14 protein-coding genes and 1 tRNA gene are annotated in these 15993 nt (G+C 70.5%); 4 read left to right on the top strand and 11 right to left on the bottom strand.

Annotation, left to right across the window (positions count from 1 at the left end):
* Positions 1-71 precede the first annotated feature (71 nt).
* Together GXW74_RS14440 and GXW74_RS14435 are read left to right on the top strand one after the other, a co-directional pair.
* Positions 72-1010 (top strand): aspartate carbamoyltransferase catalytic subunit, encoded by a 939-nt coding sequence (locus tag GXW74_RS14440; protein ID WP_211847218.1) that lies wholly within the window; start codon positions 72-74, stop codon positions 1008-1010.
* On the top strand, positions 1007-1468 hold the full coding sequence (locus GXW74_RS14435; RefSeq protein WP_211847217.1) for a GNAT family N-acetyltransferase: 462 nt from the start codon (positions 1007-1009) through the stop codon (positions 1466-1468). Before GXW74_RS14440 ends, GXW74_RS14435 begins: the two co-directional genes overlap by 4 nt.
* A gap of 318 nt (positions 1469-1786) precedes the next feature.
* Here the strand turns inward: GXW74_RS14435 and GXW74_RS14430 are convergent.
* The 6 genes from GXW74_RS14430 to ssb all read right to left on the bottom strand — a co-directional run bounded on the left by GXW74_RS14430 (position 1787) and on the right by ssb (position 6989).
* Positions 1787-1858, bottom strand: a tRNA-Lys gene (locus tag GXW74_RS14430).
* A 123-nt stretch (positions 1859-1981) separates the two neighbouring features.
* Positions 1982-2485: a peptidylprolyl isomerase gene (locus GXW74_RS14425; protein WP_211847216.1), complete on the bottom strand. Its 504-nt coding sequence runs from the start codon at positions 2483-2485 to the stop codon at positions 1982-1984.
* Positions 2486-2507: 22 nt separating this feature from the next.
* Positions 2508-3080 carry a peptidylprolyl isomerase gene (locus tag GXW74_RS14420; RefSeq protein WP_211847215.1) on the bottom strand — a complete coding sequence of 191 codons (573 nt, stop codon included), beginning with the start codon at positions 3078-3080 and terminating at the stop codon, positions 2508-2510.
* Positions 3081-3094: 14 nt separating this feature from the next.
* Positions 3095-3604 (bottom strand): pantetheine-phosphate adenylyltransferase, encoded by a 510-nt coding sequence (gene coaD / locus GXW74_RS14415; protein ID WP_211847214.1) that lies wholly within the window; start codon positions 3602-3604, stop codon positions 3095-3097.
* On the bottom strand, positions 3597-6350 hold the full coding sequence (gyrA, locus tag GXW74_RS14410) for a DNA gyrase subunit A (RefSeq protein ID WP_211847213.1): 2754 nt from the start codon (positions 6348-6350) through the stop codon (positions 3597-3599). Before gyrA ends, coaD begins: the two co-directional genes overlap by 8 nt.
* Before the next feature lie 117 nt (positions 6351-6467).
* A complete protein-coding gene (gene ssb, locus GXW74_RS14405) occupies positions 6468-6989 on the bottom strand; it encodes a single-stranded DNA-binding protein (RefSeq protein WP_211847212.1) in 522 nt (173 codons plus the stop codon).
* 195 nt (positions 6990-7184) lie between these two features.
* Between ssb and uvrA the strand changes: the two genes are divergently transcribed.
* Entirely contained in the window at positions 7185-10049 is a 2865-nt protein-coding gene (gene uvrA / locus GXW74_RS14400; protein ID WP_211847211.1) for an excinuclease ABC subunit UvrA, read from the top strand.
* 137 nt (positions 10050-10186) lie between these two features.
* Here uvrA and GXW74_RS14395 read toward each other — a convergent pair whose 3' ends face one another.
* The 3 genes from GXW74_RS14395 to GXW74_RS14385 form a co-directional block, all read right to left on the bottom strand.
* Positions 10187-10978, bottom strand: a complete 792-nt coding sequence (locus GXW74_RS14395) for a hypothetical protein (RefSeq protein ID WP_211847210.1) — start codon at positions 10976-10978, stop codon at positions 10187-10189.
* Positions 10979-11014: 36 nt separating this feature from the next.
* A complete protein-coding gene (locus tag GXW74_RS14390; protein WP_211847209.1) occupies positions 11015-11638 on the bottom strand; it encodes a hypothetical protein in 624 nt (207 codons plus the stop codon).
* Positions 11639-11714: 76 nt separating this feature from the next.
* Complete coding sequence (locus tag GXW74_RS14385; protein ID WP_211847208.1) at positions 11715-12524, bottom strand: squalene/phytoene synthase family protein; 810 nt, start codon at positions 12522-12524, stop codon at positions 11715-11717.
* 127 nt (positions 12525-12651) lie between these two features.
* Here GXW74_RS14385 and GXW74_RS14380 point away from each other — a divergent pair, with 127 nt between their 5' ends.
* Positions 12652-13293 carry a superoxide dismutase gene (locus GXW74_RS14380; protein ID WP_211847207.1) on the top strand — a complete coding sequence of 214 codons (642 nt, stop codon included), beginning with the start codon at positions 12652-12654 and terminating at the stop codon, positions 13291-13293.
* 77 nt (positions 13294-13370) lie between these two features.
* On the opposite strand, the gene GXW74_RS14375 is transcribed toward GXW74_RS14380, so the two are convergent.
* On the bottom strand, positions 13371-15212 hold the full coding sequence (locus GXW74_RS14375; RefSeq protein WP_211847206.1) for an ATP-binding protein: 1842 nt from the start codon (positions 15210-15212) through the stop codon (positions 13371-13373).
* A 370-nt stretch (positions 15213-15582) separates the two neighbouring features.
* The gene (yajC, locus tag GXW74_RS14370) at positions 15583-15936 is read right to left on the bottom strand and encodes a preprotein translocase subunit YajC (protein ID WP_211847205.1); all 354 of its coding nucleotides are present in this window, start codon (positions 15934-15936) and stop codon (positions 15583-15585) included.
* Positions 15937-15993: the final 57 nt, after the last annotated feature.

Raw genomic sequence — 15993 nt, 5'->3', positions numbered from 1 at the left:
CCGCCCGGCCGATTTCAGCCGGGCGGAACTTGCTCTAGGGTGGCGCGCCCCCGCCCCCTGGACGAATCGCGATGGTCGCCTTCCCCGCCAAGCACCTGCTCGCCATCGAAGGCCTTGAGCCGCCGCATATCGCGGATCTGCTCGACCTCGCGGAATCCTATGCGCTGCTCAATCGTTCCGGGAAGACGCAGCGGGACCTGCTGAAGGGCCGCACGCTGATCAACCTGTTCTTCGAGGACAGCACGCGCACCCGCACCTCCTTCGAACTGGCCGGCAAGCGGCTGGGCGCGGACGTGATCAACATGTCGGTCAGCACCTCCTCGGTGAACAAGGGCGAGACGCTGCTCGACACCGCGAGCACGCTGAACGCCATGCAGTGCGACCTGCTGGTCATCCGCCACGCCCAGTCCGGCGCGCCGGCGCTGCTCTCCCAGAAGGTCGATGCGGCGGTCATCAATGCCGGCGACGGCACGCACGAGCACCCGACCCAGGCGCTGCTCGATGCGCTCACCATCCGCCGCCACAAGGGCCGGCTGGAGGGGCTGACCGTCGCCATCTGCGGCGACATCACCCATTCCCGCGTCGCAAGGTCGAACATCCACCTGCTGACGACCATGGGCAGCCGCGTGCGCATCGTCGGCCCGCCGACGCTGATCCCGGCGGATGCGGCGCGGCTCGGCGTCGAGGTCTTCCACGACATGAAGGCGGGCCTCAAGGACGCCGACGTGGTGATGATGCTGCGCCTGCAGCGGGAACGCATGTCGGGCGGGCTGGTGCCCTCGGCGCGCGAATTCTTCCGCTTCTACGGGCTGGACGCGGAGAAGCTCGCGGTCGCCAAGCCGGACAGCATCGTCATGCACCCCGGCCCGATGAACCGCGGCGTCGAGATCGACAGCGCCATCGCCGACCACCCGACGCGCAGCGTGATCGGCGAGCAGGTGGAGATGGGGGTCGCCTGCCGGATGGCGGTGCTCGACATCCTGGCGCGGCGGCTGCCCCGCAACAGGTGACGAACCCCCGCCCCGCACGACCCGAGGACGCCGCCGCGCTGCGCGATCTGGTCCGCGCGGCCTACGCGCCCTGGGTGGCCATCATCGGCCGCGAACCCGCGCCGATGGCCGATGACTATGTCGCCCGCATCGGCAGCGGACAGGCCTGGCTGGTCGAGGAGGACGGCGTGCTGCAGGCCGCGCTGATCCTCGAGGACACGCCGACCGGATTGCTGATCGACAACGTCGCGGTGGCGCAGGGCGCGCAGGGCAAGGGTCTCGGCCGTGCCCTGCTGGCCTTCGCCGAGGCGGAGGCGCGGCGCCGCGGCCAAGGCCGGGTCTGGCTCTATACCCACGAGAAGATGGAACGGAACCTCGCGCTCTACCTGCGCCTCGGCTTCATCGAGACGGGTCGCGAGGAGCAGGCCGGCTTCCTCCGGGTGTTCATGGAGAAGCGGCTGGACCGACGCGGGGGGTGATCCGATTGCGCGCCGCCGGCATCCGGGCGCGGCCTGCCCCGGGGCGGATTGTCATCAGGCGGCCTGAAGCGACCCGCGCTCGAACTGGCGCACGGCAACCGCCTTCGCCTGCTGATCCCGCCCGGACTTTCGGCCGCCTCGCCACAGGGTTACGGCTTCGCGTGCGGCGACCCCACCAGCCTTGCGCGCAGCGCCACTGCGCCGCGCCGACGAGGTCGTCGGCCATGCTCGGCGGTACGACTTCGCGAGCAGTTCCAGCCGATCGGGCCGTTCCACCCGGTCGGAATCGGCTCCCGGCGATTGCGGCGCGGGCGGGAATGAGCCGGGAGGGATTCGAACCCTCGGCCATCCGATTAAAAGTCGGATGCTCTACCGCTGAGCTACCGGCTCCGAAGCTCCATGCCCGGGGAGGCACGGAACGCCGCGCGGACCTTGCCGGGCATCACCGGCCCGGCGCGGCCGGGACACCGCCTGCGCCGCCGGCCAGGTGGACCCGGCGCCGGGGTGATAGCGTCAGGCGGCGTCCGCCGCCACCCTGATGCTGCGGATCTTGTCGGGGCCCTGGACCATGCCGGACATCCCCGCGCCGCGCTTGATCTTGTCCACCGCCTCCATGCCCGCGGTGACCTGGCCCCAGATGGTGTACTGGCCATCGAGGCTCGGCGCCGGGGCGAACATGATGAAGAACTGGCTGTTCGCGCTGTTCGGGTCCTGGGTGCGCGCCATGCCGCAGGTGCCGCGCAGGAAGCGCGCCGTGCCGGGCTGGCTGAACTCGGCCTCGATATCCGGCAGGTCGGATCCGCCGCGGCCGGTGCCGGTCGGGTCGCCGCCCTGCGCCATGAAGCCCTCGATCACGCGGTGGAAGGGCACGTCGTTGTAGAAGCCGCGGCGCACCAGCGCCTTGATCTGCTCGACGTGCCTGGGCGCCAGGTCGGGCCGCAGCGCGATGGTCACGGTGCCGTGCTCGAGCTCGAGGATCAGGGTGTTCTCGGGGTCGGCGGCGGTGGTCTCGGTCATCGGTATCTCGTCCTGGAGAATATCAGCGGATATCGGCGGCGATGCGCGCCGTGCGGATGCGGTCGGCCGGCGCCGGCACCATGCCCATCTGGCCCGATCCACGCTTGATGCGGTCAACGGCGTCCATGCCGGCCACCACGCGGCCCCAGATGGTGTACTGGCCGTCGAGGCCGGCATTGGGCGCGAACATGATGAAGAACTGGCTGTTCGCGCTGTTCGGGTTCTGCGAGCGCGCCGCCCCCACCGTGCCACGGATGAAGCGCGCGCGGGAGGGCGGGCTGAACTCGGCCGGCAGGTCCGGCAGGTCGGAGCCGCCGCGGCCGGTGCCGGTCGGGTCGCCGCCTTGCGCCATGAAGCCCTCGATCACGCGATGGAAGGGCGTGTTGTCGTAGAAGCCGCGGCGCACCAGCAGCTTCACCCGCTCGACATGGCGCGGCGCGAGGTCGGGCAGGAGCTGGATGGTCACGCGCCCGGCGGGCAGTTCCAGGATCAGCGTGTTCTCGGGGTCGAGCGCGGCCTGCGCCCGCGCGTCACGCGCGCATGCAGAGAGCCCGAGGACGGCGATGCTGCCGCCGAGAAGCGTCCTGCGTTCCATGTGGGGGGTCCTCTTCAGCCCTGTGTTGCGCGCAGCTTCGCAAGCGTGCGCTCCAGTGTCGTCCTGGGCACGAAGCCCGCGATGTCGCCGCCCAGCCGCGCGATCTCTTTCACGAGGCGCGAGGCAATGAACTGGTTGGTCTCGGACGCCATCAGGAAGACGGTCTCGATCTCCTGGTCCAGGCGGCGGTTCATGCCGACCATCTGGAACTCGTAGTCGAAATCGGAGACGGCCCGCAGGCCGCGGATGATCATGCGCGCCCCGATCTCGCGCGCGTAGTGCACGAGCAGCCCCTCGAAGGGTCGGACCTCGATGATGGTGCCGTTGCGCGCAGCGATCGCCGCCGTCTCGGCACGCACCAGCTCCACCCGCTCCTCGAGCTCGAAGAGCGGCCCCTTGCCGATGTTGATGGCGACGCCGACCACCAGCCGGTCCACCAGCCGCGCGGCACGGCCGATGATGTCGAGATGCCCGTTGGTCACGGGATCGAAGGTGCCCGGGTAGAGGGCGATGCGCTCAGCCATTGTTTTCTGCCGTTTCCTCCGGCGGCGTGTCTTCGCCGCCTTCATCCTCGTCGGCCACCGGGAAGCAGGAGATGACCCGCTCGCCCTCGGCCAGGCGCATCAGCGTGACACCCATGCCCTGCCGGCCCGTGATGCGCACCGCATCGGCCTCGATGCGGATGAGCTGCCCGCCATCGGTGACCAGCATGAGATGGTCGCCCGCGCGCACCGGGAAGGTCGCGACGACCTCGCGCCCCGTGCGGCGCGACAGGGTGATGCCGTTGATGCCCTGCCCGCCGCGACCGGTGACGCGATACTCGTGGGAGGAGGTGCGCTTGCCGAAGCCGCCATCGGTGACGGCAAGGATCAGTTCCTCGGCCTCGGCCAGCGCGTCGAAGCGCTCGGGGCTCAGCGCGATGTCGGCGACGGCCTCCTCGCCATCCTCGGCGGGCGCGGCCTCGGCCTCCTCATCGGCGGCGCGGCGGCGGGCGGCAGCGGCCTTGAGATAGGCCACGCGATCCTCCGGCGATGCATCGCTATGGCGCAGCACCGACAGCGCGATCACGCTGTCGCCCTCGGCCAGGCGGATGCCGCGCACGCCGGTCGAATCGCGGCCTGCGAACAGGCGCAGCGTGTCCGGTTCCGCCTGGAAGCGGATGCACTTGCCGAGGCGCGTCGCCAGCAGCACGTCGTCGCCCTCGCGGCAGGTGGCGACGCCGACCAGGCTGTCGCCCTCGTCCAGCTTCATGGCGATGAGGCCGGAGGAGCGGACGTTCCTGAAGTCGGACAGCCGGTTGCGCCGGACATTGCCCTGCACCGTCGCGAAGACCAGGTGCAGTCCGTCCCACAGCGATTCGTCGAGCGGCAGCGGCAGCACTGCCGTCACGCTCTCGCCTTCCTGCAGCGCCAGCACCTGGCGCAGCGACCGCCCGCGGCCGGTGGCGCCACCTTCCGGCAACTGCCAGACCTTCTCCCGGAAGGCCATGCCGCGGCTGGTGAAGAACAGCACGAACTGGTGGGTATGCGCGACGAAGGAACGGATGACGACGTCATCCTCCCGCGTCCCCGCGCCCGTCCGCCCCTTCCCGCCGCGCCCCTGGGCGCGGAAGGTGTCGAGCGGCGTGCGCTTGACGTAGCCGTCGCGCGTCAGCGTCACCACCATGGTGCCCGGCTCGATCAGGCTCTCGTCGTCCACATCGGCGAGGCCGTCGACGATCTGCGTCAGGCGCGGCGCCGCGATCTTGGCGCGCACGGCGAGCAGTTCCGCCGACATCACCTCCATGCGGCGGGTGCGGGAGCCGAGGATGTCGAGCAGCTCGCGGATCTTCTCGCCGACCTCGCCGAGCTCGCCGGTGATCTTCTCGCGCTCGAGGCCCGTCAGGCGCTGCAGGCGCAGGTCGAGGATGCCGCGCGCCTGCTCCTCGGTCAGGCGCACCGTGCCCGCCGGGGTGATGACGTTGCGGTAGTCATCCACCAGTTCCAGCAGCACGCCGACATCGCCCGCCGGCCAGTCGCGCTCCATCAGCGCGGCGCGCGCCGTCGCGGCGTCGGCGCTGGCGCGGATGACGCGGATCACCTCGTCGATATTGGCGACCGCGATGGCGAGGCCGATCAGCAGGTGGCCGCGTTCGCGCGCCTTGGCGAGGCGGTGGCGGGACCGGCGCAGGATCACGTCCTCGCGGAAGCCGATGAACGCCATCAGCGCGTCCTTCAGCCCCATCTGCTGCGGGCGGCCGTTGTGCAGCGCGAGGAAGTTCACCGCGAAGGAGGTCTGGAGCTGCGTCATGCGGTAGAGCTGGTTCAGCACCACTTCCGCCGTCGCGTCGCGCTTCAGCTCGATGACGATGCGCATCCCCGAGCGGTCGGATTCGTCGCGCAGGTCGGAGATGCCCTCGATCGCCTTGGCGCGGACCAGTTCGGCGATCTTCTCGAGCAGCGTCGCCTTGTTCACCTGGTACGGAATCTCGGTGACGGCGATGGCCTGGCGGTTGCCGCGCATCTCCTCGATCTCGGCGCGCGCGCGCAGCGGGATGGAGCCCCTGCCCGTCTCGAAGGCCGCGCGGATGCCGGACCGGCCGAGGATCAGCCCGCCGGTCGGGAAATCCGGCCCGGGGATGATCTTCATCAGGTCGTCGAGCGTCAGCGAGTTGTCGGCGACCAGGGCCAGCGTCGCGTCGATGACCTCGGTCGGGTTGTGCGTCGGGATATTGGTCGCCATGCCGACGGCGATGCCGCCCGCACCGTTCACCAGCAGGTTCGGGAAGGCGGCCGGCAGGACGCGCGGCTCGTCCGCGCTCTCGTCGTAGTTCGGCTGGAAGTCGACGGTGTCCTCGTCGATGCCTTCCAGCAGCGCCATGGCGGAGGGCGCGAGGCGCGCCTCGGTGTAGCGCATCGCCGCCGGCGGATCGCCGTCGACCGACCCGAAATTCCCCTGCCCGTCGATCAGCGGCACGCGCATCGAGAAGGGCTGCGCCATGCGCACCATGGCGTCGTAGATCGAGGCGTCGCCGTGCGGGTGGTACTTACCCATAACGTCGCCGACGACGCGGGCCGACTTGCGGTACGGCTTGTCGGATGTGTAGCCGGCCTCCTGCATCGCAAACAGGATGCGGCGGTGCACCGGCTTGAGGCCGTCGCGCGCATCCGGCAGGGCGCGCGCGACGATCACGCTCATCGCGTAGTCGAGGTAGGAACGGCGCATCTCCTCCTCGAGCGCGACGGGCGTCGTGTCCGAGGGGGTCTCGCCGGGGGTGCTGGGGTCGCTCACGCGGGGGGGATCTCGATCCGATGTCGTGGTTCACGCGGCGCGACGCGGCGCGATGCGGGGCGTCGGCGCCATAGGCCCCGCGCGGCGGCCTGCGTCAACCGCCGCGCGGGCATGGGGTCAGAAGGGGATCTCGTCGTCGAGGTCGGTCTTCCTTGAATCCCAGCCCCCGCCGCCGCGGGCACCGCCGCCGGGCCGGCCGCCGCCACCGCCTTCGTAGCCGCCGCGGGAGGCGCCGCCGCCGCTCGCCGGCCGCTCGGAATACCCGCCACCCTCATCGGCCGAGGAGCCGCCACCGCGCCCGCCGACGAGCTGCAACTCGCCGCGGTACTGGCGCAGCACGATCTCGGTCGTGTAGCGGTCCTGGCCGTCCTTGTCCTGCCACTTGCGGGTTTCGAGCTGGCCCTCGATGTAGACCTCGCTGCCCTTGCGCAGGTACTTTTCGGCAACCTCGCCCAGGCGATCATTGAAGATCGCGACCGAGTGCCACTCGGTCCTCTCCTGCGGGTTTCCTTCGCGATCCTTGTATCGCTCGGAGGTTGCAAGGCGCAGATTCACCACCTTGCCGCCGTTCTGGAAATTCCGGACTTCCGGATCGCGGCCGAGCCGCCCGAGAATAATGACCTTGTTGACACCAGCCATGCCGCTGTTTCCCAGGATTTGAGCCGGACAAAATACCCTCTCCGCACCGCCGCGGCCATACCCCCCGGCGGGGCCGCTGCCGTCTCGGCGGCGCAGCGAACCCTTCCCAGGCGACGACGCAGGGGGCATATATGGTGAGAACATCACCGGAACACCACCGGCCGGCCCCGCCGCGCCGCGTGCGGAGCCCCTTGCATGACCGGCCACATCCGTATCCGCGGCGCGCGACAGCACAACCTCAAGGACGTGGACCTCGACATCCCGAGGGACACGCTGACGGTCGTCACCGGCCTGTCGGGGTCGGGCAAGTCGTCGCTCGCCTTCGACACCATCTATGCCGAGGGCCAGCGCCGCTACGTCGAGTCGCTTTCGGCCTATGCGCGGCAGTTCCTGCAACTGATGCAGAAGCCCGACGTGGATTCGATCGAGGGGCTCAGTCCGGCGATCTCCATCGAACAGAAGACCACCAGCCACAACCCGCGCTCGACGGTCGGCACGGTGACGGAGATCAACGACTACATGCGCCTGCTCTGGGCGCGCGTCGGCGTGCCCTATTCGCCCGCCACCGGCCTGCCGATCGAGGCGCAGACCGTCTCCCAGATGGTCGATCGCGTGATGGCGATGGAGGAGGGCACCCGGCTGCTGCTGCTGGCGCCGATCGCCCGCGGCAAGAAGGGCGAGTTCAAGAAGGAGATCGCCGAGCTCCAGCGCCGCGGCTTCGAACGCGTGAAGGTCAACGGCGCGCTGCACCTGATCGCCGAGGTACCGAAGCTCGACAAGAAGCTGAAGCACGACATCGAGGCGGTGGTGGACCGCATCGTGGTGCGCGAGGGCATCGCCGCGCGCCTCGCCGATTCCTTCGAGACGGCGCTCGGCCTGTCCGACGGCATCGTCTATGCCGAGAATGCCGACACCGGCGAACGCACTGTGTTCAGCGCGAAATTCGCCTGCCCGGTTTCCGGCTTCACCATCGAGGAGATCGAGCCGCGGCTGTTCTCCTTCAATTCGCCGCACGGCGCCTGCCCGGCCTGCGACGGGCTCGGGACCGAGACCTTCTTCGACCCGCAGCTTGTCGTCCCGCAGGACGACGTCTCGCTGAAGGATGGTGCCGTCGCGCCGTGGACCGGCGCGCAGTCGCCCTACTACACGCAGACGCTCGAAAGCCTGGCGAGGCACTTCAGGCTGCCGATGAGCACCGCCTGGCAGGACATCCCCGCCGCCACGCGCGATGCCATCCTGCACGGCACCGGCGATGAGGTGGTCACGCTGCGCTACAAGGACGGGCTGCGCGCCTACGAGGTGAAGAAGCCCTTCGAAGGCGTGATCCCGAACCTCGAACGCCGCTTCAAGGAGACCGACAATCCCTGGGTGCGGGAAGACCTGTCCCGCTACCAGGCGCAGAAGCCCTGCCAGGCCTGTTCCGGCTACCGGCTCAAGCCGCAGGCGCTGTCGGTGAAGGTCGCGGGCAGGCACATCGGCGAGGTCAGCGACCTTTCCATCCGCCGCGCGCGGGAATGGTTCGCGACGGTGATGGAGACGCTGACGCCGCAGCGCCAGGAAATCGCCCGCCGCATCCTGCGCGAGATCGAGGAACGGCTGCAGTTCCTGGTGGATGTCGGCCTCGACTACCTCACCCTCGGACGCTCTTCGGCAACGCTCTCGGGCGGCGAATCGCAGCGCATCCGCCTCGCCTCGCAGATCGGTTCGGGGCTGACGGGCGTGCTCTACGTGCTGGACGAGCCCTCGATCGGCCTGCACCAGCGCGACAATGAGCGCCTGCTGACGACGCTGCGGCGGCTGCGGGACCTCGGCAACACCGTGCTGGTGGTGGAACACGACGAGGACGCGATCCGCCAGGCCGATCACCTCATCGACATCGGCCCCGCCGCCGGCAAGGGCGGCGGCCGCGTCATCGCCCAGGGCACGCCCGCCGAGGTCGCGGCCAATGCCGCCAGCCTGACCGGGCAGTACCTCTCCGGCATCCGCCGCATCGAGGTGCCGGCGACGCGCCGCAGGCCGGACCGGAAGAAACAGCTCCGCGTCGTCGGCGCCACGGGCAACAACCTGAAGAACCTGACCGCCTCGATCCCGCTCGGCACCTTCACCTGCATCACCGGCGTCTCCGGCGGCGGCAAGTCCACGCTGGTGGTCGAGACGCTCTACAAAGCCGCCGCCCGCCGCCTGATGGGCGCCGGCGAGGTTCCCGCCCCGCACGACCGCATCGAGGGGCTGGAGCACCTCGACAAGATCATCGACATCGACCAGTCGCCGATCGGCCGCACGCCGCGGTCGAACCCCGCGACCTATACGGGGCTGTTCGCGCCGATCCGCGACTGGTTCGCCGAGATGCCGGAATCCCGCGCCCGCGGCTACAAGGCCGGCCGCTTCAGCTTCAACGTGAAGGGCGGCCGCTGCGAGGCCTGCCAGGGCGACGGCCTCATCAAGATCGAGATGCACTTCCTGCCCGACGTCTACGTCACCTGCGACACCTGCAAGGGCAAGCGCTACAACCGCGAGACGCTGGAAGTGAAGTTCCGCGGCAAGTCGATCGCCGATGTGCTCGACATGACGGTGGACGAGGGCGTGGAGTTCTTCTCCGCCGTGCCGTCGATCCGCGACAAGCTGACCGTGCTGCGCGATGTCGGCCTCGGCTACATCCATCTCGGCCAGCAGGCGACGACGCTGTCGGGCGGGGAGGCGCAGCGCATCAAGCTGTCGAAGGAACTCTCCCGCCGCGCCACGGGGCGGACGCTCTACATCCTCGACGAACCCACCACCGGCCTGCATTTCGAGGATGTGCGCAAGCTGCTCGAGGTGCTGCATGCGCTGGTCGAGCAGGGCAATACCGTGGTGGTGATCGAGCACAACCTGGAGGTCATCAAGACCGCCGACTGGGTGCTCGACCTCGGCCCGGAGGGCGGCGAAGGCGGCGGAAGGCTGGTCGCGGAAGGCACGCCCGAGGACATCGCGGGGGTGGCGGAAAGCCATACCGGGCGCTTCCTGGCGCCGCTGCTGGCGCGCCTGCAGGTGCCGGCCACGGCGAAGCGCCGGCGGGCCTGACGGACCGGGAGGAGCGCCGCCCCTCGCGGGCTCACCCCGCCAAGGGCCACAGGGCCTCTGGAAGCCGATACTTCAGGTCATCGCGGGTGCAGGGGACCGTGTCCCCTGCTGGGGGAGTTTGAGGGGGCAAGGCCCCCTCAACCGGGCCGCCAGCGCGCCGCCTCGATGCGCGCACGCTCCTCGGCCGTCAGTTGCACGAAGCGCAGCTTCTCATCCAGCGGAAAGGCCGGCCCGCCCGCGGGATCGCGCAGCGCCAGCACCAGGCCGCGCGCCTCATCCAGCACGAAGGGCTTGTCGGATTTGCGCACCGGCCATTCGAAGGTCGCGCCGTGCTCGTCCTGCACGCGCCAGCTCGGACCATCCCCCCAGCCGGCGAAACGCACCGGCACCGCCCTCAGGGCGCGGCCGGACAGCGCCTTCACCTCCCGCTTCTTCGCCTGCGCCTTCCGCGCCACGAGAAAGAGGCCGAAGATGAGCACGAGCGCGAAGATCGCGCCGCCCACCAGCGTCGCGATCCGGTTCCACAGCCGATCCAGCCCGAGATCGGTGCTGACGAGGTCCGGCCGCGACGGGTCCATCATCGCCTGCACGGACCACGAGCCCATGTGCGGCTCGACGAACATGTAGGACACCTTGCGCGTGCCGGTGCCGTCCTTGCCGCGCCAGCTCAGCGTCACCTCGCAGCTCTGGAAGAGAAAGAGGCGCGACCGGCAGCGCCCATCGGTCACGCGCACCTGGGGCGCCGGCACCGCCTGGTCGCGGATCTGCAGGTCGGTGCGCAGCGCCGGGCCGATCTCGATCGCCAGCATCGCGAGGAAGGCGCCGAAGAGCAGCAGGCCGGCAAGCGTGGTCATCCAGCCGCCGAGCGCGCCGCGCCCGGGCTTCAGCGTGAGGGGACGTTGCGGAAAGGCGGCAAGCACGGGGGTCAAGGTCAGGCTCCGTCGGTTCCGGTCACGGATGAAGCATCACGGCAGGGGAAACGGTACCGGGGCGAAGTTGCCGTCACGCAATGAGCTCCAGGAGGCCAGCGGCATCTTCGGCAGCACGTCGAAGCTCCCGAGCGCGAGCGGCGAAGGCCGCCCGGCGGCGAAGTCACGCAGCCCGGGGATGAAGTTCTGCGAGATCTCGTAGCCGCCATGCCAGGCCAGCGGCACGCCCTGCTTCTCGCGCACCGCCGGGTCGGGATCCTCCAGCACCGGGAAGCCGCGCCCGTTCCAGGCCCGCAGGGTCTGCCGGACGATCACCCAGAACAGCGTATCCGCCACGCCGAAATCCGGCGTCAGCGCAAGCTTCATGCGCACCATCTGCCCGATGCCGGTGCCGGAATCCTCGCTGCGCCCGCCGATTTCGAGGAAGGTGCTGCTGGTCATCCACCAGGGCGAGGTCAGGTTCATCCAGTCCGGCAGCGGATTGCCCGCCTGGTCCACCGAATGGCCGATGCGGATCAGGATCTCGCCGGGCCGGATCTTGACCTGCTGCGGAAAGGAAATGCCGCCCCGGGCCGACCGTGTGCCGGGATTCCAGCCCTGGGCGAAGGCCAGGTTCCGCTGCCCCGCGTCGCCGCCGAACTCGGCGTCGTTCGCTGCCATGCTCCGTCGCTCCTGTCGCTCATTCGGATGCGGCGGGACTGCTAGCGCCTCCCTCCGCGCCGGGCGACGAAGTGGATCACACCCGATGCCGCAGCCCGGCCCACGACACCGCGAGCCGGTCGCCCAGGCCACGCCCGCCCGGCCCATGCCCGCGCGCGATGCGCGCGAGGTCGCGGCGCGCCAGCACGACGGGCAGCGCCGCGGCGATGGCGCCAGGCGGCACGTCGCGCCGCGCACCGGCCAGGGCGGCGAGGCCCTCCGCCGCCATCTCACGCAGCAGCGCTCCGAGGGCCGCATCGCCAGGCTTCTCCATCACCTGCGCCGGCCGCAGACCGCTCGCCGCCAGCCGGTCCACCGGCAGCAGGCAACGCCCCTGCGAGGCATGCGCGGCGACCGACCGCAGCACGCCCGCGAGTCCGTATGCGGCACCAAGCGCGCGCAGCACCTCGCAGGCCTCGGCATCGGCACCCAGCGCGGCGCCGGCCGCCGCCGACCATCCTCCGGCGGTGCCGCGCAGCCAGGCGACGAAGGCTTCCTCGGTTGCGAGTCCGCCCTCCTCCGTCTCGGCATCGCGCGCATCGACCAGGGCGATCAGCGCATCGGCGTCGAGCAGGCCGGCGGCAATCGCGGCATGCAGCGGCGCCGCGACCTCGTGCCGTCGCGCGGGGCGGCCGGCGCGCGCCTCCTCCACCGCGTCGCGCCACCATTGCAGGCGGATCAGCGCGGCCATCGGGTTGCTCGTCGCCTCCCGCGCGCGGGCGAGCTCATGGTTGAAGGCGATCAGGGCGAAGATCGCCTCGCGCTTCTCCGCCGGCGCGAACAGCGCGCAGAGGAAGCGGTCGGGATCGTGCGCGCGCGCGAAGGCGCCGATGGCAGAGGGGCTCACCGCGCCGATATGCGCGAGCCTGGGGCGCCGCGATAGCCCGCGCGGCGCGGTTGACGCGCATCAAACCCCCGCCTACCTCGAACCGTGGCGCGGCCCGCGCTTCGTCCGACGATCGGGAGAGACCCCCATGGCCTTCAGCCTTCCTCCTCTGCCCTACGCCACCGGCGCGCTCGCCGCCAACGGCATGTGCCAGGAGACGCTCGAACTCCATCACGGCAAGCACCACAACGCCTACGTCACCGCGCTCAACGGCCTGGTCGAGAGCAAGGGCCTCGCCGGCAAGTCGCTGGAGACGATCTGCGCGGAGGCCGGCAAGGCGGGCGCCGACGGCCTGCCGGTGCTGAACCAGGCCGGCCAGCATTGGAACCACTGCCTGTTCTGGCAGGTGATGGCGCCCGGCGGTTCGCATGGCGAAAGCCTGCCCGCCGCGCTTGCCGCGAAGATCGACGCCGACCTCGGCGGCCTCGCAGCCTTCAAGGAGGCCTTCAAGACCGCCGGCGCGACGCAGTTCGGCTCCGGCTGGGCCTGGCTGGTGATCGGCGCCGACGGCAAGCTGAAGGTGACCAAGACGCCCAACGGCGCCAACCCGTTGAGCACCGGCGAAGGCCAGCCGATCCTCGGCTGCGACGTGTGGGAGCACGCCTACTATCTCGACTTCCGCAACGTCCGCCCGAACTACCTGGCGAACTTCCTCGACAAGCTGGTGAACTGGGAAGTCGTGGCCGACCTGCTCGCCAAGGGCAGCTTCACCGCCGGCCAGTCGGCCTGAATATCGCCGGGGGGGGCTGCGGCCCTCCCTGCCACGCCGAAGGCGCCGGGGCAGTGGCCTGCCCGGCGCCTTTTTCGTCACGCGGTCTCCGACAGGGCGCCACGCCTCACAAGCGTTACCTCCGCGATGGCGGCGAGCAGGGCCTGCCGGTCGATCGGCTTCGAGACATGCCCGTCCATGCCCCTGTTGAGGCAGGCGCGCACCTCGTCCGGCGCCGCCTCGGCGGTGACGGCGAGCACCGGCACATGGCCCGCGGGGCCCGGCAGCGCACGGATTCGGGCCGTGGCGGCGAAGCCGTCCATGTCGGGCATGTGCACATCCATCAGCACCACGTCGGGCAGCGGCCCGCGCGCGATCGCGGCGACCGCCGAGGCGCCGTCGGCGCAACACTGCACCCGGTGGCCGGCCTGGGTCAGCAGGGCCTCGGCCACCATCCGGTTGGCGGCGATGTCGTCCACCACAAGGATGCGCAGGCCATCGGCGGGGCGGGGCGGTTCCGGCGCCGTCCGCTCGACCGCCGCCGGCAGCGTCGCGGCGGGCAGGGGCAGCGTCACGCTGAAGCAACTTCCCTTGCCTTCCGGGCCGGGCGCATAGGAGGCGCCGCCGCCCATTGTCCGGGCGAGCGCGGCGGTGATGGCGAGGCCAAGGCCGGTGCCCTCGGTTCCCGCGGCTTCGGCGCCCATGCGCTCGTAGTCCCTGAACAGGCGTTCGCGCTGGTCGGCCGGCACGCCGGGCCCGGTGTCGGTCACGACGAATTCCAGTGCGGCCGGCCCCGGGCGGACGGAGAGCGTCACCTGCCCGCCATCGGGCGTGAACTTCACCGCATTGCCGAGCAGGTTCAGAAGGATCTGGCGGAGCCGGACGGGGTCGACGAGCACGGCCGCGGGCAGCTGCGGATGCATCCGCAGATCGAGCCTGATTCGCTTCATCACGGCGGCCGGCCTTGCCAGCTCGACCGCCTCCTCCAGCAGGCCGCGCAACTCGGCCGGACGGGGGGCGAGTTCCAGCCGCCCGGCCTCGACGCGCCCGAGGTCGAGAATGTCGTTCACGATGGCGACCAGATGCCGGCCGGCGCGCTCCAGCGTCGCCGCGCGTTCCCGCTGGACGATGTCGAGCCTGGGGTCGCGGGCGAGCAATTGCGCCATGCCGAGCACCGAGTTGAGCAGCGTGCGCAGCTCGTGGCTCATGCGCGCCAGGAAGCGGGACTTCTCCTCGCTGGCCCGTTCGGAGGCATCCCGCGCCGCCGCCAGCGCGGCATTGGACCGCTGCTCCGCCTGCTCCTTCGCGAGCGCGACCATCAGCATCGAGATGCCGACGATCACGACGATCGACGACAGGGAGATGAAGGCGAACCAGGCGGAGGTGGTCGGCAGGAAGTTCCCCTCCTCGCGGATCGGGGAGAGCACGAGCAGCGGGGCCCTCATCGCGTGCAGCAGCGCGTTGACCAGCAGCAGCAGGGCGAGCGGGCGGCGTGAGGGCAGCCGCCGGCTGACATCGCCGCGCAGCAGCTCGATGGCCGCGGCGGTGCAGTAGGCCCCAACGATGATGGACATGAGCGCGACACGGGCCGGCAGGCTCTCATAGAAGGGTGGCACCTGGCAGGCGCCAAGCCAGGCCAGCGCGCCGGCCAGGGCAGGGAGCGGCAGCGGCCGGCGCCGCTCGAACTGCCGCATGCCGGTCCAGACCAGGCCGTAGCCGCCCGCGATCAGCGCATTGGCGATGTCGATCGAGACCCGGTCGGGGATCTGCCCGCGGCACGCCACCAGGATCGCGCCGAAGGCCCCCACCAGATAGGCGGCGCCGATCGACGCTAGCGCGTGCTGCTGGCGGTCCTGGTACCAGAGCCAGAGCTGCACGCATCCCAGGATCAGGGCGAGCAGGCAGCCAATTGCGAAGGCGGTTGTAGGATCGAAACTCATGCCCGTATATCGGGCCATTACCACCGCATGGTGAACCGCCGGTAGTAGGGCGTGGCCCCTACACTACAAATCCTTACATGCATCCGGCGGCGGACCAACATGCATCGGATCGCTGACGGAGCGCTCGCCCCGGGCACCGCCGAAGCCGCAGCCACGGCACGGCCCCGTGCCCGCCGGGCCAGATGGCCGGTCGGCACGTGCCGTCAAGCGGTGCACGGCGCGCCATCGGCGACGCCACGCGCGGGACGCGGCGCGGTGTACGCCGCCGCCGCCGGCCCTTGCGGAGGACGATCGGAGGGTGGGTGCTTTACCGGCCCGTGCGGCCGGCCGATCCAGTCACGGACGAATCCGCGAGGCCCGGGAATGCCTCTCAGCCCGCCTTCTCGTCATTGGCCGCCTGCGGGCGGATCACGCTGGTGATGGTGCCGCGCACGAGGCTCACGCGCACATTCGGCGCGATCTCGGCCTCGATCTCGTCCGAGCCTTCCTTCACCTTGGTGATGGTCGCGACGATGCCGCCCGCCGTCACCACGCGGTCGTTGCGCTTGAGCTGGCCGAGCATCTCCCGGTGCTCCTTCATCTTCTTCTGCTGCGGACGGATCAACAGGAAGTAGAAGACGACGAAGATCAGCACCAGCGGCATGAGCTGCATCGCGATCCCGGCGGCGCCGCCGGCGGCGGCATCCTGGGCGTGGGCGGTCGAGATCCCGAAGGGGGTCCACATGTGGCGTTGTTCCGTCTACCGGCGTGAAGGCGCGGCAACCTAGCCGCCCGCCCCTTC

Origin of the sequence: Neoroseomonas eburnea (genome assembly GCF_018129005.1) — a bacterium.
Classification (GTDB): domain Bacteria; phylum Pseudomonadota; class Alphaproteobacteria; order Acetobacterales; family Acetobacteraceae; genus Neoroseomonas; species Neoroseomonas eburnea.
The sequence above is the reverse complement of the archived record's forward strand: the minus strand, read 5'-3'. Positions and strand labels throughout refer to the sequence as shown.

Coding starts and splice junctions, on each gene's coding strand:
- GXW74_RS14390 (WP_211847209.1), bottom strand. CDS start 11,638: ATGGCAGCGAACGACGCCGAGTTCGGCGGCGACGCGGGGCAGCGGAAC.
- GXW74_RS14380 (WP_211847207.1), top strand. CDS start 12,652: ATGGCCTTCAGCCTTCCTCCTCTGCCCTACGCCACCGGCGCGCTCGCC.
- uvrA (WP_211847211.1), top strand. CDS start 7,185: ATGACCGGCCACATCCGTATCCGCGGCGCGCGACAGCACAACCTCAAG.
- yajC (WP_211847205.1), bottom strand. CDS start 15,936: ATGTGGACCCCCTTCGGGATCTCGACCGCCCACGCCCAGGATGCCGCC.
- coaD (WP_211847214.1), bottom strand. CDS start 3,604: ATGGCTGAGCGCATCGCCCTCTACCCGGGCACCTTCGATCCCGTGACC.
- GXW74_RS14420 (WP_211847215.1), bottom strand. CDS start 3,080: ATGGAACGCAGGACGCTTCTCGGCGGCAGCATCGCCGTCCTCGGGCTC.
- GXW74_RS14425 (WP_211847216.1), bottom strand. CDS start 2,485: ATGACCGAGACCACCGCCGCCGACCCCGAGAACACCCTGATCCTCGAG.
- GXW74_RS14440 (WP_211847218.1), top strand. CDS start 72: ATGGTCGCCTTCCCCGCCAAGCACCTGCTCGCCATCGAAGGCCTTGAG.
- GXW74_RS14375 (WP_211847206.1), bottom strand. CDS start 15,212: ATGAGTTTCGATCCTACAACCGCCTTCGCAATTGGCTGCCTGCTCGCC.
- ssb (WP_211847212.1), bottom strand. CDS start 6,989: ATGGCTGGTGTCAACAAGGTCATTATTCTCGGGCGGCTCGGCCGCGAT.